This window comes from Rhizobium lentis (assembly GCF_014200175.1).
Taxonomy (GTDB): domain Bacteria; phylum Pseudomonadota; class Alphaproteobacteria; order Rhizobiales; family Rhizobiaceae; genus Rhizobium; species Rhizobium mulingense.
Genome location: NZ_JACHBD010000001.1, coordinates 219,818 through 240,858, shown reverse-complemented (window position 1 = coordinate 240,858; position 21,041 = coordinate 219,818). Strand labels below are relative to the sequence as shown.

22 protein-coding genes and 2 pseudogenes are annotated in these 21,041 nt (G+C 61.9%); 16 read left to right on the top strand and 8 right to left on the bottom strand.

Translation table 11 applies throughout. From position 1 onward, the window contains the following. Positions 1–64 precede the first annotated feature (64 nt). Positions 65–493, top strand: a complete 429-nt coding sequence (locus GGI60_RS01210; RefSeq protein WP_183913280.1) for a L,D-transpeptidase — start codon at positions 65–67, stop codon at positions 491–493. Positions 494–522: 29 nt separating this feature from the next. Here the strand turns inward: GGI60_RS01210 and GGI60_RS01205 are convergent. After that, positions 523–931 (bottom strand): annotated as a pseudogene (locus tag GGI60_RS01205) (helix-turn-helix domain-containing protein); the annotation flags it as partial. 213 nt (positions 932–1,144) lie between these two features. Between GGI60_RS01205 and GGI60_RS01200 the strand changes: the two are divergent. The 7 genes from GGI60_RS01200 (at position 1,145) to GGI60_RS01170 (ending at position 7,512) form a co-directional block, all read left to right on the top strand. Then, positions 1,145–1,423: an acyl carrier protein gene (locus GGI60_RS01200; RefSeq protein ID WP_003540486.1), complete on the top strand. Its 279-nt coding sequence runs from the start codon at positions 1,145–1,147 to the stop codon at positions 1,421–1,423. Between the two features lie 118 nt (positions 1,424–1,541). Next, positions 1,542–2,024: a 3-hydroxyacyl-ACP dehydratase FabZ family protein gene (locus GGI60_RS01195; RefSeq protein WP_004678659.1), complete on the top strand. Its 483-nt coding sequence runs from the start codon at positions 1,542–1,544 to the stop codon at positions 2,022–2,024. Further along, on the top strand, positions 2,021–3,226 hold the full coding sequence (locus GGI60_RS01190) for a beta-ketoacyl-ACP synthase (RefSeq protein ID WP_183913282.1): 1,206 nt from the start codon (positions 2,021–2,023) through the stop codon (positions 3,224–3,226). The genes GGI60_RS01195 and GGI60_RS01190 overlap by 4 nt, the downstream gene beginning before the upstream one ends. A gap of 10 nt (positions 3,227–3,236) precedes the next feature. Next, positions 3,237–4,523 carry a beta-ketoacyl-ACP synthase gene (locus GGI60_RS01185; RefSeq protein ID WP_097579746.1) on the top strand — a complete coding sequence of 429 codons (1,287 nt, stop codon included), beginning with the start codon at positions 3,237–3,239 and terminating at the stop codon, positions 4,521–4,523. A gap of 150 nt (positions 4,524–4,673) precedes the next feature. Continuing rightward, entirely contained in the window at positions 4,674–5,702 is a 1,029-nt protein-coding gene (locus tag GGI60_RS01180) for a zinc-binding dehydrogenase (protein ID WP_183913284.1), read from the top strand. Between the two features lie 6 nt (positions 5,703–5,708). Beyond that, on the top strand, positions 5,709–6,641 hold the full coding sequence (locus GGI60_RS01175; RefSeq protein WP_183913286.1) for a lipid A biosynthesis lauroyl acyltransferase: 933 nt from the start codon (positions 5,709–5,711) through the stop codon (positions 6,639–6,641). 181 nt (positions 6,642–6,822) lie between these two features. After that, positions 6,823–7,512, top strand: a complete 690-nt coding sequence (locus GGI60_RS01170) for a PAS domain-containing protein (RefSeq protein WP_183913288.1) — start codon at positions 6,823–6,825, stop codon at positions 7,510–7,512. A gap of 6 nt (positions 7,513–7,518) precedes the next feature. Here the strand turns inward: GGI60_RS01170 and GGI60_RS01165 are convergent, their stop codons facing one another. From GGI60_RS01165 to GGI60_RS01155, 3 genes are all read right to left on the bottom strand, one after another. Then, on the bottom strand, positions 7,519–7,878 hold the full coding sequence (locus GGI60_RS01165) for a VOC family protein (protein WP_064682403.1): 360 nt from the start codon (positions 7,876–7,878) through the stop codon (positions 7,519–7,521). Further along, positions 7,879–8,277 (bottom strand): hypothetical protein, encoded by a 399-nt coding sequence (locus GGI60_RS01160; RefSeq protein ID WP_064682402.1) that lies wholly within the window; start codon positions 8,275–8,277, stop codon positions 7,879–7,881. A 69-nt stretch (positions 8,278–8,346) separates the two neighbouring features. Continuing rightward, positions 8,347–9,138 carry a helix-turn-helix domain-containing protein gene (locus GGI60_RS01155; protein ID WP_183913290.1) on the bottom strand — a complete coding sequence of 264 codons (792 nt, stop codon included), beginning with the start codon at positions 9,136–9,138 and terminating at the stop codon, positions 8,347–8,349. Positions 9,139–9,345: 207 nt separating this feature from the next. Between GGI60_RS01155 and gndA the strand changes: the two genes are divergently transcribed. From gndA to GGI60_RS01135, 4 genes and pseudogenes are all read left to right on the top strand, one after another. After that, a complete protein-coding gene (gene gndA, locus GGI60_RS01150) occupies positions 9,346–10,797 on the top strand; it encodes an NADP-dependent phosphogluconate dehydrogenase (RefSeq protein ID WP_183913292.1) in 1,452 nt (483 codons plus the stop codon). A 269-nt stretch (positions 10,798–11,066) separates the two neighbouring features. Further along, positions 11,067–11,561, top strand: coding sequence for a GNAT family N-acetyltransferase (locus GGI60_RS01145; protein WP_183913294.1), 495 nt, complete (start codon positions 11,067–11,069; stop codon positions 11,559–11,561). Positions 11,562–11,584: 23 nt separating this feature from the next. Beyond that, positions 11,585–12,093: pseudogene (locus GGI60_RS01140) on the top strand (GNAT family N-acetyltransferase). Between the two features lie 91 nt (positions 12,094–12,184). Further along, a complete protein-coding gene (locus GGI60_RS01135) occupies positions 12,185–12,802 on the top strand; it encodes a class I SAM-dependent methyltransferase (protein ID WP_183913296.1) in 618 nt (205 codons plus the stop codon). A 17-nt stretch (positions 12,803–12,819) separates the two neighbouring features. Here the strand turns inward: GGI60_RS01135 and GGI60_RS01130 are convergent, their stop codons facing one another. The 4 genes from GGI60_RS01130 to GGI60_RS01115 form a co-directional block, all read right to left on the bottom strand. Further along, positions 12,820–13,353: an AAA family ATPase gene (locus GGI60_RS01130; protein WP_183913297.1), complete on the bottom strand. Its 534-nt coding sequence runs from the start codon at positions 13,351–13,353 to the stop codon at positions 12,820–12,822. Positions 13,354–13,356: 3 nt separating this feature from the next. Beyond that, the gene (locus GGI60_RS01125) at positions 13,357–14,433 is read right to left on the bottom strand and encodes a D-alanine--D-alanine ligase family protein (RefSeq protein ID WP_183913299.1); all 1,077 of its coding nucleotides are present in this window, start codon (positions 14,431–14,433) and stop codon (positions 13,357–13,359) included. Positions 14,434–14,466: 33 nt separating this feature from the next. Next, positions 14,467–15,081 (bottom strand): C39 family peptidase, encoded by a 615-nt coding sequence (locus GGI60_RS01120; RefSeq protein WP_183913301.1) that lies wholly within the window; start codon positions 15,079–15,081, stop codon positions 14,467–14,469. Between the two features lie 100 nt (positions 15,082–15,181). After that, a complete protein-coding gene (locus tag GGI60_RS01115; protein WP_097605274.1) occupies positions 15,182–16,225 on the bottom strand; it encodes a LacI family transcriptional regulator in 1,044 nt (347 codons plus the stop codon). 455 nt (positions 16,226–16,680) lie between these two features. Here GGI60_RS01115 and GGI60_RS01110 point away from each other — a divergent pair, with 455 nt between their 5' ends. From GGI60_RS01110 to GGI60_RS01095, 4 genes are all read left to right on the top strand, one after another. Next, on the top strand, positions 16,681–17,916 hold the full coding sequence (locus GGI60_RS01110; RefSeq protein WP_097579755.1) for an ABC transporter substrate-binding protein: 1,236 nt from the start codon (positions 16,681–16,683) through the stop codon (positions 17,914–17,916). A 167-nt stretch (positions 17,917–18,083) separates the two neighbouring features. Next, positions 18,084–18,989: a carbohydrate ABC transporter permease gene (locus GGI60_RS01105; protein ID WP_183913303.1), complete on the top strand. Its 906-nt coding sequence runs from the start codon at positions 18,084–18,086 to the stop codon at positions 18,987–18,989. After that, positions 18,982–19,926 carry a carbohydrate ABC transporter permease gene (locus GGI60_RS01100; protein ID WP_064682391.1) on the top strand — a complete coding sequence of 315 codons (945 nt, stop codon included), beginning with the start codon at positions 18,982–18,984 and terminating at the stop codon, positions 19,924–19,926. The genes GGI60_RS01105 and GGI60_RS01100 overlap by 8 nt, the downstream gene beginning before the upstream one ends. Positions 19,927–19,930: 4 nt before the next feature. Beyond that, complete coding sequence (locus tag GGI60_RS01095) at positions 19,931–21,037, top strand: ABC transporter ATP-binding protein (RefSeq protein WP_183913305.1); 1,107 nt, start codon at positions 19,931–19,933, stop codon at positions 21,035–21,037. Positions 21,038–21,041: the final 4 nt, after the last annotated feature.

Genomic DNA, 21,041 nt, shown 5'->3' with positions numbered 1-21,041 from the left:
TATCGTCGTAGTCTCTCTGTCGTGAGGGCGCAATCAAACTGCGCGGGTGCGAAGAGGGGTTATCATGAAGACGATTTTTGCGGCCGCGGCCACAAGTGTATTGCTGCAGTTTTCTCCGGTGACGGCTGAGGCAGCAACGCTGGTTGCCAATGTCAGCATCGGTAAGCAGACGATGACCGTCACCGAGAACGGTTTCGTCAAGTATCGCTGGAAGGTTTCGACCGCGCGCAATGGTTATGTCACGCCGACCGGCTCGTGGAGCGCCAAATGGCTGTCGCGCGATCACCGCTCCCGCAAATACGACAACGCGCCGATGCCTTACGCGGTCTTTTTCAACGGCGGTTACGCGGTTCACGCTACCTTCGATCTGAAGCGTCTCGGCCGGCCGGCCTCGCATGGCTGCGTTCGCCTGCATCCCGATAATGCGGCAGAGTTCTTTTCACTGGCGCGGGAGGCAGGTCTCGCCAATACCCGGGTGGTCATCACGCGCTGATCTGGCTCTGAATCCGGCGGCTGAGACCGTTATCCGCTGACCTTCTGCAGTTCATCCATATCGGGAACGACGATATGTCTAGAGTTCTCGTTCAGGATGACAGCCCGCTTGCGCAGTCTGGTCATCTGCCGGCTCACGGTTTCGATCGTCAGCCCACGAAAATCAGCAATTTCGGTGCGCGACAGCGGCGGGTCAAGGATGGTGCTGATGGCGGTCTGCGGCTCGATGGGTGGCGATGACGTGGAGCAGGCTTGCGACCTCTTCCTCCTCTGTGCGCCGGCCGAGCGCCAACATCCATTCGCGCGCAACATCCAGTTCGTTGAGCGCCTGATCGTGAAGGCTGCGCTGCAGCTCCGGCGTCTCCGCTGTCATGCGGTCGAGCAGGGTGCGGGGGAAAACACAAATTTCGGCGACGGTGGCCGCCTCGGCCAAGCAAGTTCTCTATTCGATTCGGACAGCCGCCCCTCTCGCGCCGAGACGGCCTTGCATCGCATTTCGTGGGCGTGCAACACTCCGCAACGTCCGGCACTCCATTGCTGTTTAGGCAACACCTCATTGCCAAATTGCCGCAACGCCCGGACGAAAGCATTGGCTTTTGAAATGGATTTGCCTATGAGGAGGTCTAAATCGTCATTTCATGAGGTACAGCGCGTGACCGCTACATTCGATAAAGTTGCCGACATTATTGCAGAAACCAGCGAGATCGATCGTGCCACGATCACGCCGGAGAGCCATACGATCGACGACCTCGGTATCGACAGCCTCGATTTCCTCGACATCGTCTTTGCGATCGACAAGGAATTCGGCATCAAGATTCCGCTCGAAAAGTGGACGCAGGAAGTCAATGAGGGCAAGGTTTCCACCGAAGAGTATTTCGTGCTGAAGAACCTGTGCGCCAAGATCGACGAGCTCAAAGCAGCCAAGGCCTGAGCGACATATCAGTCTTTTTTCGAACGCCCTGCCGCCCTGAATATGGCGGCCGGGCGGCTTCGTTCCTAAGTAGGCGTCACCGGCGGGCAGATTTTGCCCGTCGGGCCGGAGGATCCGAATGCTGCTGGAATATTTCCAGATGATTGACCGCGTCGAAGCGGTGGACCTGAAGAAGGGGACGCTTGCGGCGCGATCGGTCGTGCCGGCCAAGAGCCCCGTCTTCGAAGGCCATTTTCCCGGCATGCCGCTGGTTCCCGGCGTGCTCCTGATCGAGACCATGGCCCAGGCTTCGGGCATGCTGGTGCTTGCCGCAACCGATTTTGCCGCCATGCCCTTCCTGATGTCGGTCGACGGCGCCAAGATGCGCACCTTTGTCGAGCCGGAAGCCGTGCTTGATATCGAAGCTGTGCTGGAGCATGACGGTTCGGGTTTCGCGGTCACCAAGGCCAAGATCACCAGCGGCGGCAAGAAGGTCTGCGATGCGCAACTGAAACTGCGCACCATGCCCTTCAGCGAGGTGCCGCTCGGCGACATCGTGAAAAAACGCGCCGGCGAAGTCGGTCTTCTCGACGCGATCGCAGCGCAGGGAGTGATTGGATGAGCAAGGCTGCAAACGACGTCGTCATTTCGGGCGTCGGCATCGTTACCTGTCAGGGCGTCGGCAAGGAGGCACATATCGCGCTGCTTTCGGCCGAAAGTGCGCCGAAGGTGATCGTCGAGACCGAGAAATTCAAACCCTATCCGGTGCATCCGCTGCCTGAGATCGACTGGTCGCAGCAGATCGCCAAGCGCGGCGACCAGCGCCAGATGGAAAACTGGCAGCGCATCGGCGTCTTCGCCGCAGGTCTGGCGCTGGACGATGCCGGCTTCAAGGACAATATCGAGGCATGCGGCACGATGGACATGATCGTGGCGGCTGGCGGCGGCGAGCGCGACATCAACGTCGATACGCTGATCGTCGATGAGGGCCTGAAGCGCAACGACCGGGAGTTGCTGCTCAATGAGAAGCTGACGACGGAGTTGAGGCCGACGCTTTTCCTGGCGCAGCTTTCCAATCTGCTGGCCGGCAACATTTCCATCGTTCACAAGGTCACCGGCTCCTCGCGCACCTTCATGGGCGAGGAAGCCTCAGGCGTTTCCGCCGTCGAGACGGCGTTCTGGCGCATCCGTTCCGGTGAATCCACCCATGCGCTCGTCGGCGGCGCCTTTGCTGCCGAACGTCCCGACATGATCCTGCTCACTGAAGCGATCGGCGCGCATACGCGCGACGAATGGGCACCCCTCTGGTCGCGCTCCGGCCTTGAAGGCGGCGGCATGATCACCGGTTCGGCCGGCGCCTTCCTGGTGCTGGAATCGCGCAAGCATGCGGAAGAGCGCGGCGCGCATATCTATGCGACGATCAGCGCCGTCGAGGGCGACCGCGGCAGCCGTAGCGCCGGCAATTTCGAAGTGCGCATGGAGCGGCTGCTGAAGCCTGCCGCCGACCTGCCGCCGGACAGCACGGCAATCTTCTCCGGCTCGACCGGCATGCATGAAATCGCCGCCCGCGAAAAGGCAGTGCTGAAACATCAGCTTCCCGGTGCTGCAATCCGCGGCTTCGGCGGCGTGTCCGGTCACACGATCGAGGCGCATTTCCCGCTGGGGCTGGCGCTCGCAGCCCTTGCCATCGATGCCAAGGCCAAGGTTCCGCCCTTCGACGCTGCTCATGAAGCGCCGATGAAGGCGGGCACGAAGGCCGCCGTCGTAACGACGGTCGGACACCAGCGCGGCGAGGGCGTCGCCGTTCTTTCCGCAGAGGCGTGAGGATAGAGATATGACAGCTTCCGCTTACAAGGATCATCTCGGCCGGCCGATCGTCGCAGTAACCGGCATGGGCATCATCACGTCGCTGGGCCAGGGCCTGAAGGACAATTGGGCAGCCCTTTCTTCCGGCACCTCGGGGATCCACGCGATCAACCGCTTTCCGACCGAAGGCTTGTCGACCCGGATCGCCGGCACCGTCGATTTCATCGAGATTCCCGTACCGAACGCCGTCGAGCGCTCCTATGCCTTTGCGCGCGAGACGACCATCGAGGCGCTGGCCGATGCCGGTCTATCAGGCGATTTCAACGGCCCGCTGTTCCTTGCCGCGCCGCCGATCGAGCCGGAATGGAGCGCCCGTTTCGAACTTGCAGACCGTTCGCCGGCTGCCGACCATCCCGGCGATGCTTATGAGCGCTTCCTGACGGCGCTGCGTCAGCGGCCGGATCCGGCCTTTCACGAGGCTGCCCTGTTCGGCGCGATTTCCGAGCGCCTCGCCGACCGATTCGGCACGCGCGGCCTTCCCGTGACCTTGTCGACGGCCTGTGCTTCCGGCGTGACGGCGATCCAGCTCGGCATCGAGGCAATCCGCCAGGGCCGTACCGACCGCGCACTGACCGTTGCGACGGATGGGTCGCTCAGCGCCGAAGCACTGATCCGCTTCTCGCTGCTGTCGGCCCTTTCGACGCAGAACGATCCGCCGACCAAAGCCTCCAAGCCGTTCAGCAAGGATCGCGACGGCTTCGTCATCGCTGAAGGCGCGGCCACCCTGGTGCTGGAATCGCTGGAATCGGCGGTCGCCCGCGGCGCCAAGGTGCTCGGCATCATGAAGGGCGCCGGCGACAAGGCCGACAGCTTCCATCGCACCCGGTCTTCGCCCGACGGCGGCCCGGCGATCGCGACGATCCGCGCGGCCCTTGCCGACGCCGGCATCGACGAAAGCGGCATCGGCTACATCAACGCGCACGGCACCTCGACGCCTGAGAACGACAAGATGGAATATGGCTCGATGTCCGCCGTCTTCGGCGAGAAGCTGGTCGGCATTCCGGTGTCGTCCAACAAGTCAATGATCGGCCATACGCTGACGGCGGCAGGAGCGGTCGAGGCGGTGTTCTCGCTGCAGACGATGCTGACGGGCACGCTGCCGCCGACGATCAACTACAACAATCCCGATCCGTCGATCGTGCTCGATGTCGTGCCGAACAAGAAGAGGGAAGCCCAGGTTTCGGCCGTACTTTCCAACTCCTTCGGCTTCGGCGGGCAGAATGCCAGCCTTGTCATGGCGCTCGAACCGGCTTAGAGACCCTCCTTGATTTTTGGACGAAGCGGTTTTTGACTCAACCTCGGACTTGTCCCGAGGATCTACTTTCGTCACTCAATGACCGCTGGCAGATGCTCGGGACAAGCCCGAGCATGACGACGATCCACGTAGAAGAAAGAATTATACATCATGCGCGCGCTGCAACTGATCGATGACCGCAAGCTTGAGATCACCGACCTGCCGGAACCGGAGGCGCCTGCCGCCGGCGAGGTGACGCTGCGCGTTAAGGCGGTGGCGCTCAACCATATCGATGTCTGGGGTTGGCGCGGCATGGCATTCGCCAAGCGCAAGATGCCGCTCGTCATCGGCGCGGAGGCCTCCGGCGTCGTCGAAGCCATCGGCCCTGGCGTCGCCAACGTGCTGCCGGGTCAGCTGGTCTCGATCTACGGCGCGCGTACCTGCGGGCTCTGCCGCCCATGCCGCGAAGGCCGTGACAATCTCTGCGAACACGTTTCCGGCGTGCACGGTTTCCATCTCGACGGTTTCGCGCAGGAGAAAGTCAATCTGCCGGCGCGCCTGCTGGTTCCGGCTCCTCCCGGCGTCGATGCCATTGGGGCGGCGCTTGCGCCCGTCACCTTCGGCACGGTCGAGCACATGCTGTTCGATAATGCCAAGCTCGAGCCCGGCGAAACGATCCTCGTCCATGCCGGCGGCTCCGGCATCGGCACGGCGGCGATCCAGCTTGCCAAGAAGATCGGCTGCACCGTCATCACCACTGTTGGCTCCGATGACAAGATCGAGAAGGCGAAGGCGCTCGGCGCCGATCACGTCATCAACTACCGCACCGACCGCTTCGAAGGCGTCGTGCGCAAGCTCACCAAGAAGAAGGGCGTCGACGTCGTTTTCGAACATGTGGGCAAGGATACCTGGGCCGGTTCGATGCTCTGCATGAAGCGCGGCGGGCGTCTCGTCACCTGCGGCTCGACCTCCGGCGTTTCGACTGAGATGAACCTGATGATGCTGTTCCAGCAGCAATTGAAGCTGCTCGGCTCCTTCGGCTGCCGCATCGAAAACATGGCTGATGCGATGCAGAAGATGGGCCGTGGGCTCGTCCATCCCGTCATCGATACCGAAGTCGGCTTCGACGATATCGATCGGGCGCTGGAGCGGATGGAATCACGGCAGATCTTCGGCAAAATCATCCTGAAGATGGATTGAGCGCACGTGAAGCTGATCATCACGCGGATCGTCCTGGCGCTCAGGAATTTCCAGCAATGGCTGGTGGCGCAGGCGATGTTCGGCTTCCTGAACCTGCTGAAGCTGTTTCCGGCCGATGGAGCGATCCGCTTTGCCGACAGGGTGATGCGCCGGCTCGGCCGGCGGACCCGCCGCCACAGGCTGATGCTGACCAATCTGCGCAACGCCTTTCCCGAGAAGAGCGAGGCCGAGATCGAGGAGATCGCGCTGGCCAGCTGGGGCAATATGGGAAGGCTTGCGGCCGAATACGTCTTCCTCGACCAACTTTTCGATTACGATCCCGAGAAGTCGGAGCCGGGCAGGGTAGAGGTCTCGGGCATTCCGATCTTCCTTGACCTGCGCGACAATCCGCGCCCCTTCATCGTGTTCACCGGCCATACCGCCAATTTCGAGCTGCTGCCGGTGGCGGGTGCTGCCTTCGGGCTGACGGTGACCGTGCTGTTCCGGCCGCCGAACAACCCTTACGTCGCCAAGAAAGTGTTCGATTTCCGTAGCGCCCGCATGGGCAAGCTGGTGCCGTCTCATGCCGGTTCCTCCTTCGCGCTCGCGCGTCAGCTGGAGGCGGGCCAGGGCGTGGGCGTGCTCGTCGACCAGAAATTCAGCAAGGGGCTGAAGGGCACCTTCTTCGGGCGCGAGGTGAAGACCAATCCGCTGCTGCCGAAACTGGTGCGCCAGTTCGATTGCGAGGTCTATCCGGCGCGCTGCATTCGCCTGCCGGGAAACCGCTACCGCCTGGAAATCGAACCACGACTCGATATGCCGCGCGACGAAAAAGGCAATCTCGACCTGCCGGCGGCGGCCCAGCTGCTCAACGACAAGGTGGAAAGCTGGGTGCGGGAATATCCGGAACAGTGGCTCTGGTATCACGACCGCTGGCAGATCAAGAAGACGCTCGCGTAAGAAGGTCCACCCCCCAATTTATCAGCGGTGAAAAGCGGCAGGTGCTCTCGGATTGAAACCGAGTACAATTCATGTTACCCGTCACCACCAGAGCGCGAATAAAATCAACTGCAAGGCGCATCTTGGGAATGCAGCCATCGCAATTCTGGACACGCCACTTGGGACATGGGAGTGAGGCGTCTTGCTGGAGCTATTTCGAGCCTTTTCCTTGCGTTGCACGCAAATAGAAGAAGCCATACGCCTGGGCGACGACCAGCGCGTCATGTCGCTCGACCGGCATGTCGAGCCGCTGGTCGAGGCGATCCTGGCATGCCGGGCAGCCAATCTACTGGATGTCTACATGCAGCTGCAGTTCGTCAGCCATCTTATCGCCCGGGACGCCGACGACAGCGCCAGCGTCCGGGAATATACGGCGGTGCTTTCCTACCTGCTTGATGGCTATTTCGGCACGCATGCGCCGGACTGGCGGGTGCCGTCACCGCAGGATGTCCGCATCGCACCGCCGGCAGCCTATGTGCCCGACACCGACAACGGCGAGTTTTTCAATGCGGCGATCCTCGAAAGCCTGCCGGATCGGGTAGCGGTGCTGACCAGGGACTATCGCTATCTCTATTCCAATGCGGCCAACAGCGCCCATCTCAACAGGAAGCCGATGGAGCTCATCGGCCGCCATATTTCCGAATTCATCGGCGAACAACGTTTTGCCGGATGCGCTAAACGTAAGCTGGATGCCTGCTTTGCCGGCGAGCAGATCGACTACACTTATGAGCGGGCGACCGGCGGCGCATCGCGGCAGGTGCGCTGTCGCATGTCGCCGCTGCGCGAAGCGGGCGGCACGGTGATCGGCGCTCTGATCGTGATGGATCGGTGATTCAATTTATGCAGTCGCCCAGACGGCGAGCTCATAACCGTCTCGATCAAGGAAATGGAAGCGGCGGCCGCCGGGAAAGTCGGTGATCGGCCGGCAGATCGTGCCGCCGGCCCTTTCGACTGACGTCAGCACCTCCTCCAGATCATTGGCGTAGACGACAACAAGCGGCCCTCCTGGCCGCACAGGTCCGAAATCGGTAAAGCCGCCCTTCAAACGGCCATCGTCGAATTCGCAGTAGTTCGGCCCGTAATCGGTGAAACGCCAGCCGAAGGCCGAGCCGTAAAAGGCTTTGGCGGCGGCGATGTCGGCGACGTTGAACTCGACATAATCGATGCGGCGATCGTGGTTTTCTGACTTCTCGGCCATCTATCTCTCCATCAGGGCTTTCAGCATGGCGAGGTCCTTCTCGACATGGGCGGCATCGGCGGAAAACTGCGCGTCGGTCATGCCGGGCAGACGCAGCAGCGTGAACATGATCTCGCAACCATCGCCGTTCGGCACGATGCGCAACGCATTATAGACCCTGAGACCGGATTCGATCGTTACCGTATGGTCGATCACGCCGAATTCATTGGCGGGCACGAAGCTCACCTTGATGGTGCCGAGAGGGCCATGGGCGACCCAGTCGGCGCCATTGGGCTCGAGACCGGTCGCAAGGCCGGAGGCCCAGAGCGGCATGTTCTCCGGCTTGCCGGCAAAGTCGTAGACGTCGCGCCAGTCACGCTCGATCGATTGGTGGATGATTTTTGCGGGCATAGTCGACATGGCTTCCAGGTCCTTGATAGTGGTCGAGCGAGGGTAACAGCCCGACCCGAGGCGTCTTGAACAAAACGGTCAGCCCGGCAGTTCCCGCGCGTTGAGCTGATCGCAAATGACGGCGGGCGTCAGGCGTGAGAGTTCGCCGACCTCGCGCGTCATGTGGGCCTGATCGGCAAAACCCGCTTCGAGCGCAAGATGGGCCAGCGGCATCGCGTGCGCTCTGCGGCAGAGATCGAGGAAACGCTGGAACCGGCGGATGCGTTCCAGCGTCTTGGCGCCGTAGCCGAAATGCTGGTGGCAGCGGCGGCGCAGCTGTCTTTCGCTGATGTCGAGCCGGTGGAGCAGGCTGGACGGGGAGCAGCCGCTTTCGGCGGCGGCAAAGATCACGGCGGCGTCGGGGGCGGGCTCCTCCTCTTCGCGCGCGGCTTCTTCGAGCAATCGGGCGAACAACGCCATCGCGTCCGCAGCGTCGCGACAATCTTCCAGCCGCGCCTCAAAATCGGCCGTGCCCTTCCGGCCGATGTCACAGAGCCGCACCGAGCAGCCGACCAGCGCCGAGAGCGGCGTCTTCAGCCAGGGTGCGGCGGCGCCGGGTGCAAATCGCGCACCAATGACGGTCGTGCCCGGCCGGATAAGAGGAAAAGCCGCCGTTCTGTCAGGCCCGGCAACGACCAGCCGGCCGCCGATCCAGAGCAGATCGCAATAACCGTCCGGCACGATCGCCACCGTCGCCGTCGGTCCGTCGTGAAGCGAATGCGACCAGAGCCGACTGAAATGGCGCCGCAACACTGGCGGTGGCGCATACTCGCGATAGCGGCCGGCGCGGGCCGCCAGGAGAATTCCACCGTTTCGTTTTTCCGATCCCACGCAATATCTCCCGAGACCTATGATAGCATGAGATAGGGCATTTCAGATGCGCTAAGGGCAGGTCACGCCACATCGCTGCTTGCCGATCAGATGGCAGGTTGTCGGACAAGCGGGCATTGCGAGCTTCATTTCACTGGCTTTTGCGAACCGATTAGACCCTTGGCAGACTTGCCGTTTGAGCGAGACAGTGCCACAACACCGGTCCAAATGACACATCGGAGGTTTGTCGTGGAAAAGGCAGAAATCGGACTGATCGGCCTTGCGGTCATGGGCTCCAACCTGGCGCTCAACATCGCGGAGAAAGGCAATAAAATTGCGGTGTTCAACCGCACGCCTGAGAAAACCGACGAATTCTACGAAAGCGCCGGCGATCTGAGAAAGCAGATCATTCCCTGCAAGACCATCGAAGAGTTCGTCGACGCGATCCGGCCGCCGCGGCCGATCATCATCATGATCAAGGCAGGTGATGCCGTCGACCAGCAGATGGAGGCGCTGCGCCCGCACCTCTCCAAGGGCGACATCATGATCGATGCCGGCAACGCCAATTTCCGCGACACCGTCGCCCGCTTCGACCGCCTCAAGGATACCGATCTCACCTTCATCGGCATGGGTGTTTCCGGCGGCGAGGAAGGTGCGCGCCATGGTCCGTCGATCATGGTCGGCGGCACCGAAGAGTCCTGGAAGCGCGTCGAGAAGGTGCTGACCTCGATTGCCGCCCGCTACAATGACGAGCCCTGCGTCGCCTGGCTCGGCAATGACGGCGCCGGCCATTTCGTCAAGACCATTCATAACGGCATCGAATATGCCGACATGCAGATGATCGCCGAAATCTACGGCATCCTGCGCGACGGCCTCGGCAAGAGTGCCTCCGACATCTCCGGCATTTTCGGGGAATGGAACAAGGGCCGGCTGAACTCCTACCTGATCGAGATTTCCGAGAAGGTGCTTGCGGCGACCGATCCGGTTTCCGGCGGCCCGATGGTCGACATGATCCTCGACAAGGCCGGCCAGAAGGGTACGGGCAAATGGTCGGCGATCGAAGCGCAGAACATGGGCATTCCGGCAACGGCAATCGAAGCCGCTGTCGCCGCCCGCAGCCTCTCCTCGATGAAGTCGCAGCGCGAAGCGGCGGAAAAGATCTTCGGCACGCAGGCCGTTTCTTTCCCGATCGCTTACGGCCCCGAACTCAACAAGGATCTGGAGCTGGCGCTCTTTGCCGCCAAGATCGGCGCCTATGCCCAGGGCTTCGCGGTGATGGCGGAAGCCTCGCGCGAGTTCAACTGGTCGCTACCAATGCCGACCATTGCCCGGATCTGGCGCGCCGGCTGCATCATCCGTTCGCAGTTCCTCGACGAGATCACCTCGGCCTTCACCAAGGCGCCGGATGCTGCGAACCTCATCGTCACGCCTGCCTTCTCCGAGATGGTCAAGGAATCGATCCCGGCGCTGCGCCGGGTCGTCGCGGCCGCCATCTCGGCCGGCCTGCCGGTGCCCGCGCTGACCTCAGCTCTCACCTATTTCGACGCCTACCGCCAGGGCAGGGGTACGGCCAACCTGATCCAGGCCCAGCGCGATTTCTTCGGCGCCCACGGATTCGACCGTCTGGACGGCAAGGATTTCCACCACGGGCCGTGGGGCAGCGGTGCGGCGACCTTTTGAGGTTTGCCGAGACGAGGTAAAGGAAGCCCGGCCATCGCGCCGGGCTTTTTCGTGGTTATACGTGCTCTTCCATGCATGCATAAACTGCCAGCGCGGAAACAGGGAAAAGTGTAGGATTTAATCGTCCTCTGAGATGATAGGGAAAACGAGGGGTAGTTCCATGCGGACAACTCAATCCTTAAGCATCACCTTGCCGATCGAAATGACGGAGATGGTAAAATCCATCCTAGGGATGGCAATATCTCGTTCACACCGAGGGATGGACATAGATGCTGATCCGATACGAGACGCCGGCGGATATTGACGCGATCCATGATCTAACGTCGATCGCCTTCGCGCCCATGCCCTATAGCGCTGGTACGGAGGCGGAGATAATCCGGAGGCTCCGCACGAGTGGCGATCTGACGATATCGCTGGTCGCCGAAGAAGAAGGCGAGATTCTAGGACATGTGGCGTTTTCGCCGGTGACGATCGACGGCGTGCATGACGGCTGGTTCGGGCTGGGACCGATATCGGTCAGGCCGGAGAGACAGCGGCAGGGTATCGGCAAGGCGCTGATCGCAAAGGGGCTCGGACTGCTGGAGGAGATGGGCGCCAGCGGATGCGCGCTGATCGGCAATCCCGAGGTTTACCGCGGCGCGGGCTTCTGCAGCGACGGGAGACTCAGCTATCACGATCTCGATACGCGGCTCGTGCAGCACATTGTCCTCCACGGGCCGGCACCGAGCGGCACGCTTAGGTTCGCTCCGGCGTTCGATAGCTAGATGTTCAGCAGAAAGGCGATGACATGTCCGGAACCGGCGCGATCACTCTCCGAACCGAGCGGCTGATTCTCCGGGAGCCCGAGATCGACGATTTCAAAGCCTATGCGCGGCTGATGGCTTCGCCGCGGTCCGCCGGAATGGCGGCCCGTTCGATCTGCGGGCGGCGTGGGGGATGTTCTGCCACGACGTGGCGCTCTGGCAGCTTTTCGGGCATGGGGCTTTGATGATCGACCTTGCCGAAAGCGGCGAGTGCGTCGGTCAGGTGGGGATCAATCATGGGCCGCTCTTTCCAGAGAAGGAACTGGGGTGGTTCGTCTATGAGGACCATGGGGGCCGGGGTTATGCGACCGAGGCGGCCCTGGCGCTGCGGGACTGGGCCTTTTCGGCGCTCAAGCTGCCGTCGCTCGTCAGCTATATCGCTCCCGGCAATGCCGCATCCGTTGCCGTTGCCGAACGGCTGGGGGCACGTCTCGACCCCACGGCGCCCCGAACCGATCCTGCCGATCTCGTCTATCGTCACTCGGCTTCGTGAGATCGGGTTCGTATGCGTAAGGCGGTTGACGGACATCTCAATCCTTACATCTTGATAGGACAGGATCGGCTCTGCAAGAGATGGGTGCCGGATGACAGACGCGAAACAAGAACATTGGGACGAGGTCTATCGCACGAAAGCAGCCGACAGCGTCAGCTGGTATCAGCCGACGCCCGGGCCTTCCTTACATGTGCTCGATGAGCTGCAACTGCCGGCCTCGGCTTCGCTGATCGATGTGGGGGGCGGGGCATCGAGCCTTGTCGACCGTCTCGTCGAGCGCGGCTGGTCCGATCTCACCGTGCTCGATATCGCCGCACCGGCGCTCGACGTCGCCAAGGCGCGGCTCGGGGACGAAGCCCTTCGAATCACCTGGTTGGTTGCCGACGTCACCGCCTGGAAACCTGACCGCCGGTACGATGTGTGGCACGATCGGGCCGTTTTTCACTTCCTCACCGATCCCGGGCAGCGGCTGGCCTATCGCCATGCCCTCGAAACCGGTACGGCGCGGGGAAGTATCATGGTCATCGCGACTTTCGCGCCGGACGGCCCGGAGCGGTGCAGCGGCCTGCCGGTCCAGCGTTACGACGCGGCAGCGCTTGCGACCGAACTTTCCTCCGCCTTCGCGCTCGAACACGACTGGCGCGAGGAGCACACGACACCCGGCGGCGGCCGGCAGTCGTTTCAGTGGTGTGTCTTCCGCAGGCGGTGAGAAAGCGGCCGGAGCGGCTACTTCGCTTCCAAGCGATCGAGGATGAAATCCACCCGTTCGGCGACCGCGATTTTCGGCAGCGTGACAACGTCGTAGCCAAGCGCTGGGTAGATCGTGGCAAGCCGGTCATATTCTGCGACCGCCTCGTCAAAGCCGTGGCGTCGCTCGGGGTCGGTGACATAGATTTCCAGCCATGGCGGGGTGAGAAAGACCTTGGTGTTATAGCGGTGGACACCGCTCAATTTTTCCAGGATCGGTTCTCCGGTCAGGTGCTGAAGCGCCGACGCGGCATCGATCAGCCCACGATCGAAAAAGGTCCAGCCTGCCTGCCCGCGCGCCGCCGCGTGGTCGGCCGCCGCCATCTCGATCGCGCGTCGGGCGAAGGCCGCCATGTCGATCCAGGGCAGGGCCGCGCCGTCGCCTTCGAGCTCCTGCTTGACGATCCGTCGTCCAGGCTCTTCGACGATCGCATGACCGCGACGGCCGAGTTCAGCAAGCAGGGTCGACTTTCCGCCGCCGGAACATCCGGAAATGAGCACCAACCTGTTCATGATTTAGCCGGCCCGGCCGGCGCGCGCCATGCCATGCTCCACCAGCCGGTCGATGACTTCGGCATAGCTGACGCCGCTTGCCGCCATCGCCTTGGAATACATGCTGATATCGGTGAAGCCGGGGATGGTGTTGAGCTCATTGATAACGAAGCGCATGTCCGGGGTCAGGAAGAAATCGACGCGCGCCATCCCGTCGCAGCCTACGGCCCGGAAGGCTTCTGCCGCTGCGTCGCGCATTGCGGCCTCGACCTCGGGCGGCAGCTCGGCCGGCACCTTCAGCGCCGCGCCGGACTCGTCGATGTATTTCGCGTCGTAACTGTAGAAGCCGTGGCTTTCCGCCGGGACGATTTCGCCGGGGCGTGAAACGAAAAGCTTTCCAGCCGCATCCTCCAGCACGCTGAATTCGATCTCGCGGCCGGCGATGAATTCCTCGGCGAGCAGGGTGCGATCGTGGCGGAAGGCTTCGGCAAGAGCGCCTGCGAGCTCCTGGCTGGCCTGGACCTTGGCGACGCCGACCGACGATCCCTGGCGCACCGGCTTGATGAACAGCGGCAGGCCGAGTTCGCCCTCGAGCGCTGCGAGCGACGGGGTCGTCCCGTCATGGATCGTTACGGCGCGGGCGACCGGCAGGCCGGCCGCCCTGAGCAGCCGCTTGGCGATCTCTTTATCGAGCGCTGCGGCCGAACCGAGAATGCCGCAGCCTGCAAGCGGCACACGCGCCACCTGCGCCACACCCTGTACCGATCCGTCTTCGCCATGGAGGCCGTGCAGCACGGGAAACAGCATGTCGATCGCCGCCAACTCATGCGGTGCACCATTGGCGGGGATCGCCATCACCCGGCCGCAGCCGCCCGGCACGAGGCAGATTTCCGTGCCCGACGAAGGTGTTGCCAAGGCGCCGTCCACGAAGCTGCTCGTGAGCCACCGACCCTCGCGGGTGATGAAAATCGGAAAGGCGTCATATTTTTCGGGCTTGAGCGCGCCCATGACGTTGGTTGCCGAGAGCACGGACACGTCGTGCTCGGCCGAGCGGCCGCCGAAAAGCACGGCGATGCGCGGCCTGTTGGGGGAAGGGGTCATGCAAGCCTCCGGAAGGATCAGGTTTTGAAAGGGTCAGGCGTCGACAGATATGCCGCGATTGGCGAAGAAGCGGTCGAAGACGGAAAGCGGCAGCGTCACGTCGGCCTGGCTCGCCTCGTCGTGGCCGGATGGATTGTGGAAACGGACCGTTTCCTGCGAGGCTGCCGTCACCAGCACCAGATGGCCACCCTTCGATGGCGGTTCGCGCTCCGGCCAGCGAATGGCCGAATGCACCGAGGCAATGAAGAACCGGCGCTTCGACAGAAGATCAGGAATGGCCGAGGTTTCCATGTCGGTTATCGTCTCGGCGTCGAGCCCGAAACGCTCGGTTGCGAAGCGCACAAAGGGCGCGTAGATCAATCCCTTGATCGAGGCGTCGATCTCGTTGACGACATAACCGCCGTAGGCGGTGCAGGCACGGGCAAGTTCGATGGTCGGGCGGATTTCGCCACGGGCGGCCAGGATCATTTTCAGACAGGCCATGCCGCAGACATTGACGGCCCAGCGCGCATATTCCTCAATGGTGCCGGCTCCCGAACGACGCCAGAGCGGATCGCTGAGCAGAGCTTGCGAGCCCTCGGCAAGTACCGGCAGCGTCATGCCGGGTGTTTCCCATTGGCTGAAATAGGGCACGCCGCTTTGCTGCATTCTGTCGATATCCCCGTGACTCGCTGTGAGATGACGGGCAATCTTGGCTTTTTCGAGCCGATGCCTGCTTGCGAATCCTGGGCAGGGTTCATTCTCCCGCCTATCGGCCGTTCTCCGGCCAGATCGGCTGGCTGATGCTTTGCAGCAGTTCCGGCTCGACGCCGTCGATGCGGGCGATGACGGCCTTGGCCATTTCGCGGCCGGCCTGGCGCACATCTTCCTGGGCGGTGATGATCTCGGGACGGATCCAGTTCAGGATCGGCACCGACTGCTTGGACACCATGTCAAGATCGCGCCCCAGCGCCTTGCCGGCGGCCTCGATGCCGGCATTGACGGCGATCGCCGCGCTGCCGGCCGAACAAACGATGCCGTCAGGGGCGTTCGCCGCGCGCATCATCACCTCGACGACGTCGCGGATATCGGCTAGCGGCGCGTCGGTGTTGACCCGCAGGGGCACTTCCTCGGCGCCGTAATCGTGCAGGCCGGTCTGAAAGCCGATCCTGATATGGGCGTAATAGGTGAGCTTGCTCGGCGGCTGTAGCAGGGCAATGCGCCGGCGACCGCGTTTGACCAGCCGCTCCACCGCCTGATGGGCGAAGGCTTCGTTGTCGAAATCGTGGAAGGGGTGCGTCAGGCCGGCGTCGGTGCGCCCATGCGTGGCGAAGGGCATGCCGCGCTCGGTCAGCAACCGCACGCGCGGATCGTCCGGCTCGATGCGCGAGATGATGACCCCGTCGGCCGAGCCGGTCTCGAGGATATAGCGCACCGGCAGCATCGGGTCCTTGCTGTGGGAGTGCGGCGTGACGACGATATGATAGGGCGTGCCGGACAGGACCTCGGAGATGCCGAAGACCATCTGGCTCGAGAAGCCCATGATCTCCTCGTCAATGCTGAGGACGAGGGCGATGACGTTGGTCTTGCCGGTGCGCAGGCGCACGCCCGCCCTGTTCGGCTGGTAGCCGAGCTGGCGGGCGACCATGCGCACTCGCTCCTTGGTTTCGGCCCCGATGTCAGGCGCGTCTTTCAGCGCACGCGACACCGTTGTCACGCCAAGGCCGGTCATGAAGGCGATCGTTTTCAATGTCGGGCGCTCGCGCGCCGCCGGTACCGATGCTGCTTGCCCGAAATTTCCCTTGTTTTCCATTCCTGTAGGCCTGCCTCGCGCGAATTGGTGTCGCTTATAGAGGCTTTTTCAAGCGCCGTAAGCCCGCCGCCTGCCAAAATCGCGCCTCCCTGAGGAATGCAATCTGTAACGATACAGTAGAAATGTCGAGGGCTTTTTCTTGTGTGCATTGCGACAATATCCCCGCAGGTTGAATCCGTCATCTGTGCCCCCTTTTTCCGCAGTAGCGAAAAAGGTAAAGCGAGCCGTAGACCGGTTTTCCTTAAATCATCTTGTGATTTCAATCTGATATATTGATTGTGCATATGCGATATCGCTTATTAAGATGGCGATATTAGGAGGATAGTGGATGCAGCCGAGAACAGCTAGAAATAGCAATTCCGGCCTTCGTCGAAAAATTTAGAGGTGGGCAGTTGCGTGGTGAAATCGATTGATCTAAGTTTTTCCGGCAACGTTTCAGTGAGGGAGGAGAACTCATGAAAATCCGTATGATGGCGGCCGTGCTTGCCGCCTCAGTCGCGCTTCCGCTCGGCGCCGCCAGTGCTACCGATCTCGAGGTCACGCATTGGTGGACCTCAGGCGGCGAATCCGCCGCCGTCGCCGAGCTGGCAAAGGCTTTCGACGCCACCGGCAACCACTGGGTCGACGGCGCGATCGCCGGTTCCGGCGGCACTGCTCGTCCGATCATGATCAGCCGCATCACTGGCGGCGATCCGATGGGCGCCACCCAGTTCAACCATGGCCGTCAGGCAGAGGAACTTGTCCAGGCCGGCCTGATGCGCGACCTGACCGATGTCGCGACCGCCGAGAAGTGGAAGGACATCATTCGTCCGTCGAGCCTGCTCGATTCCTGCACCATCGACGGCAAGATCTACTGCGCACCTGTCAACATCCACTCCTGGCAGTGGCTGTGGCTTTCGAACGCCGCCTTCAAGAAGGCCGGCGTCGAGGTTCCGAAGAACTGGGACGAATTCGTCGCCGCCGCCCCGGCTCTCGAAAAGGCCGGTATCCTTCCGCTCGCCGTCGGCGGTCAGCCATGGCAGGCTGCAGGCGCCTTCGACGTACTGATGGTGGCGATTGCCGGCAAGGACACGTTCAACAAGGTCTTCAAGGACAAGGATGCGGAAGCTGCTGCCGGCCCTGAAATCGCCAAGGTCTTCAAGGCCGCCGACGATGCACGCCGTATGTCCAAGGGCACCAATGTCCAGGATTGGAACCAGGCGACCAACCTCGTCATCACGGGCAAGGCCGGCGGTCAGATCATGGGCGACTGGGCGCAGGGCGAATTCGCGCTCGCCGGTCAGAAGGCCGGCACCGACTATACCTGCCTGCCGGGCCTCGGCGTCAACGAGATCATTTCGACCGGCGGCGATGCCTTCTACTTCCCGCTGCTGAAGGATGAGGAAAAATCCAAGGCGCAAGCTGTGCTTGCCAAGACGCTGCTTGACCCCAAGACCCAGGTTGCCTTCAATCTGAAGAAGGGTTCGCTGCCGGTGCGCGGTGATGTCGATCTCGCCGCCGCAAATGACTGCATGAAGAAGGGTCTCGATATTTTGTCCAAAGGCAACGTGATCCAGGGTACCGACCAGCTGCTTTCGGCCGACAGCCAGAAGCAGAAGGAGGACCTCTTCTCCGAATTCTTCGCCAATCCGTCGATGACGCCGGAAGACGCGCAGAAGCGTTTCGCTGAGATCATCGCTTCGGCTGACTGAGCGATAGAGTCGCTGCCTTCGCGATCCGGCTCCGCAAGGGCCGGATCGTTCCCGGACAAATGTTCGGCCGGTGGCGTGTCTCCGGCATCCCGGAAAACCGGGGCGGGGATGGCAGACGGCAAATCCGCTCTGCCGCGGTCGCAGTTGCGATTTGAGGAGAAGTGTTCATGACGGGTCAAGCGCAAGCCGGCCGGCCAATCAAGTTACTGCGCAATCTGAATGCCAAGATTGCATCCATCCCGATGATCCTGACGGCGTTGGTGATCTTTGTCGGCGGCACATTCTGGACGGTCTTTTATTCCTTTACCAATTCCAAGCTCCTCCCGCGGTTGAGCTTCGTCGGCATCGATCAGTATGAGCGCCTCTGGGCGGCACCTCGCTGGGTGACGGCGATCGAGAATCTGGCGCTCTATGGCGTGCTCTCGCTGATCTTCAGCCTTGTCATCGGCTTTGTGCTCGCCGCGCTGATGGATCAGAAGATCCGTTTCGAAAACACCTTCCGCACTATTTTCCTCTATCCCTTCGCGCTGTCTTTCATCGTGACGGGGCTCGTGTGGCAATGGGTTCTGAACCCGGACTTTGGCGTGCAGTCGGTGGTGCGTTCGCTCGGCTGGACGAGCTTCACCTTCAATCCGCTCTATACGCCTGAAATCGTCATTTACGGTATTCTGATCGCGGCGTTGTGGCAGGGGACCGGATTGGTCATGTGCCTGATGCTCGCCGGCCTGCGCGGCATCGACGAGGATATCTGGAAGGCGGCGCGCGTTGACGGCATCCCGATGTGGAAGACCTATCTTCTCATCGTTATTCCGATGATGCGGCCTGTGTTCATCACGACGATCGTCATCATCGCTTCCGGTATCGTCAAGGTCTACGACCTCGTGGTGGCGCAGACGTCGGGCGGCCCCGGCATCTCCTCGGAAGTGCCGGCGAAATACGTCTATGATTACATGTTCCAGGCGCAGAACCTGGGGCAGGGCTTTGCCGCCTCGACGATGATGCTGCTCACGGTAGCGATCATCATCGTTCCGTGGGCCTATCTGGAATTCGGAGGAGGGCGCAAGCGTGGCTAATATCGGAACTCTAAACACCACGGCGGCCGGCATCGATGCCGTCTCAGGGAGACTCGGCGACGGACCAACCGGCCCAAAGCCGCGCCCGGCATTGTCGCCGCGCAACATCATGCTCTACGGCACGCTGACCATCGCGGCGCTCTACTATCTGCTGCCGCTCTATGTGATGGTGGTGACGTCGTTGAAGGGCATGCCGGAAATCCGCCTCGGCAACATCTTCTCGCCGCCGATGGAAATCACCTTCGAGCCCTGGGTGAAAGCCTGGGCGGAGGCCTGCACGGGCTTGAACTGCGATGGCCTGTCGCGCGGCTTCTGGAATTCGGTGCGCATCACCGTGCCGTCGGTCATCATCTCGATCGCCATCGCCTCGGTAAACGGCTATGCGCTGGCAAACTGGCGCTTCAAGGGATCCGAGCTTTTCTTCTCGATCCTCATCATCGGGGCGTTCATTCCCTATCAGGTGATGATCTATCCAATCGTCATCATCCTGCGCGAAATCGGCATTTACGGTACGCTGACCGGCCTCGTTATCGTGCATTCGATCTTCGGCATGCCGATCCTGACGCTGCTGTTCCGCAACTATTTCGTGTCGCTGCCGGAAGAACTGTTCAAGGCGGCGCGCGTCGACGGCGCGGGTTTCTGGCAGATCTTCCTGAAGATCATGCTGCCGATGTCGCTGCCGATCTTCGTCGTGGCGATGATCCTGCAGGTGACCGGCATCTGGAACGACTTCCTGTTCGGCGTGGTCTTCACCCGGCCGGATACCTATCCGATGACTGTGCAGCTCAACAACATCGTCAATTCCGTCCAGGGCGTGAAGGAATACAACGTCAACATGGCGGCGACGATCCTGACCGGCTTGGTGCCGCTGATCGTCTATTTCGTCTCCGGACGGCTTTTCGTTCGCGGCATCGCCGCCGGCGCAGTGAAGGGGTGATCACATGAACATGAATTCTACTGTCTCCAATTCGAGCGTCTCGATCAGGGATCTGTCGCTGAACTTCGGATCGGTCAGCGTGCTGAAGGATCTCAATCTCGACATCAACGACGGCGAATTCCTTGTGCTGCTCGGCTCATCCGGCTGCGGCAAGTCGACCTTGCTGAACTGCATTGCCGGCTTGCTCGATGCTTCCGAAGGCCAGATCTTCATCAAGGGCAAGAACGTCACTTGGGAGGAGCCGAAGGACCGCGGCATCGGGATGGTCTTCCAGTCCTACGCACTCTATCCGCAGATGACGGTCGAAAAGAATCTCTCCTTCGGTCTTCGCGTTGCCAAGGTGCCGCAGGCCGAGATCGACAAGCGCGTGGCGCGCGCGGCCGAGATCCTGCAGATCCAGCCGCTCCTGAAGCGCAAGCCGGCCGAACTTTCCGGCGGTCAGCGGCAGCGCGTCGCCATTGGCCGGGCGCTGGTGCGCGATGTCGACGTGTTCCTGTTCGACGAGCCGCTGTCCAACCTCGACGCCAAGCTGCGCTCGGAGCTGCGCGTCGAAATCAAGCGCCTGCACCAGTCGCTGCAGAATACGATGATCTACGTCACCCACGACCAGATCGAGGCGCTGACGCTCGCCGACCGTATCGCCATCATGAAGAGCGGCATCATCCAGCAGCTCGACGATCCGACGACGATCTACAACCGGCCGCGCAACCTCTTCGTCGCCGGGTTCATCGGCTCGCCGTCGATGAATTTCCTGCGTGGCGAGCTGGTCAAGACGGCCGAGGGGATCGCCTTTACGGCCAACGGCGTCAACTTCTCGCTGGCTGCCTATGACGCCAACGAGGCACTGCAGCCCGGCCGCAAGGTGGTGCTCGGCGTTCGTCCCGAGCACATCAAGGTTAACGAGAACGCCGGCGGCGAGGAACATGACGCGACCGTCGACATCGAGGAGCCGATGGGCGCGGACAATCTTCTGTGGCTGAAACATGCCGGTCACACGATGTCGGTCCGCGTCAACGGCGCGCGCCGCTTCAATGTCGGAGCCAAGGTGAAGCTGAGCTTCGACATGGCGCTGGCGTCGGTGTTCGATGCCGAGAGCGAGTTGCGGCTTTAGGGAG

What these genes read in the sequence shown, in the direction of transcription:
- GGI60_RS01185 (WP_097579746.1), top strand. Translation starts at nt 3,237, where the DNA reads ATGACAGCTTCCGCTTACAAGGATCATCTCGGCCGGCCGATCGTCGCA.
- GGI60_RS01210 (WP_183913280.1), top strand. Translation starts at nt 65, where the DNA reads ATGAAGACGATTTTTGCGGCCGCGGCCACAAGTGTATTGCTGCAGTTT.
- GGI60_RS01135 (WP_183913296.1), top strand. Translation starts at nt 12,185, where the DNA reads ATGACAGACGCGAAACAAGAACATTGGGACGAGGTCTATCGCACGAAA.
- GGI60_RS01195 (WP_004678659.1), top strand. Translation starts at nt 1,542, where the DNA reads ATGCTGCTGGAATATTTCCAGATGATTGACCGCGTCGAAGCGGTGGAC.
- GGI60_RS01180 (WP_183913284.1), top strand. Translation starts at nt 4,674, where the DNA reads ATGCGCGCGCTGCAACTGATCGATGACCGCAAGCTTGAGATCACCGAC.
- GGI60_RS01190 (WP_183913282.1), top strand. Translation starts at nt 2,021, where the DNA reads ATGAGCAAGGCTGCAAACGACGTCGTCATTTCGGGCGTCGGCATCGTT.
- GGI60_RS01130 (WP_183913297.1), bottom strand. Translation starts at nt 13,353, where the DNA reads ATGAACAGGTTGGTGCTCATTTCCGGATGTTCCGGCGGCGGAAAGTCG.
- GGI60_RS01105 (WP_183913303.1), top strand. Translation starts at nt 18,084, where the DNA reads ATGACGGGTCAAGCGCAAGCCGGCCGGCCAATCAAGTTACTGCGCAAT.
- GGI60_RS01125 (WP_183913299.1), bottom strand. Translation starts at nt 14,433, where the DNA reads ATGACCCCTTCCCCCAACAGGCCGCGCATCGCCGTGCTTTTCGGCGGC.
- GGI60_RS01115 (WP_097605274.1), bottom strand. Translation starts at nt 16,225, where the DNA reads ATGGAAAACAAGGGAAATTTCGGGCAAGCAGCATCGGTACCGGCGGCG.
- GGI60_RS01120 (WP_183913301.1), bottom strand. Translation starts at nt 15,081, where the DNA reads ATGCAGCAAAGCGGCGTGCCCTATTTCAGCCAATGGGAAACACCCGGC.
- GGI60_RS01165 (WP_064682403.1), bottom strand. Translation starts at nt 7,878, where the DNA reads ATGGCCGAGAAGTCAGAAAACCACGATCGCCGCATCGATTATGTCGAG.
- GGI60_RS01145 (WP_183913294.1), top strand. Translation starts at nt 11,067, where the DNA reads ATGCTGATCCGATACGAGACGCCGGCGGATATTGACGCGATCCATGAT.
- gndA (WP_183913292.1), top strand. Translation starts at nt 9,346, where the DNA reads ATGACACATCGGAGGTTTGTCGTGGAAAAGGCAGAAATCGGACTGATC.
- GGI60_RS01110 (WP_097579755.1), top strand. Translation starts at nt 16,681, where the DNA reads ATGAAAATCCGTATGATGGCGGCCGTGCTTGCCGCCTCAGTCGCGCTT.
- GGI60_RS01095 (WP_183913305.1), top strand. Translation starts at nt 19,931, where the DNA reads ATGAACATGAATTCTACTGTCTCCAATTCGAGCGTCTCGATCAGGGAT.
- GGI60_RS01160 (WP_064682402.1), bottom strand. Translation starts at nt 8,277, where the DNA reads ATGTCGACTATGCCCGCAAAAATCATCCACCAATCGATCGAGCGTGAC.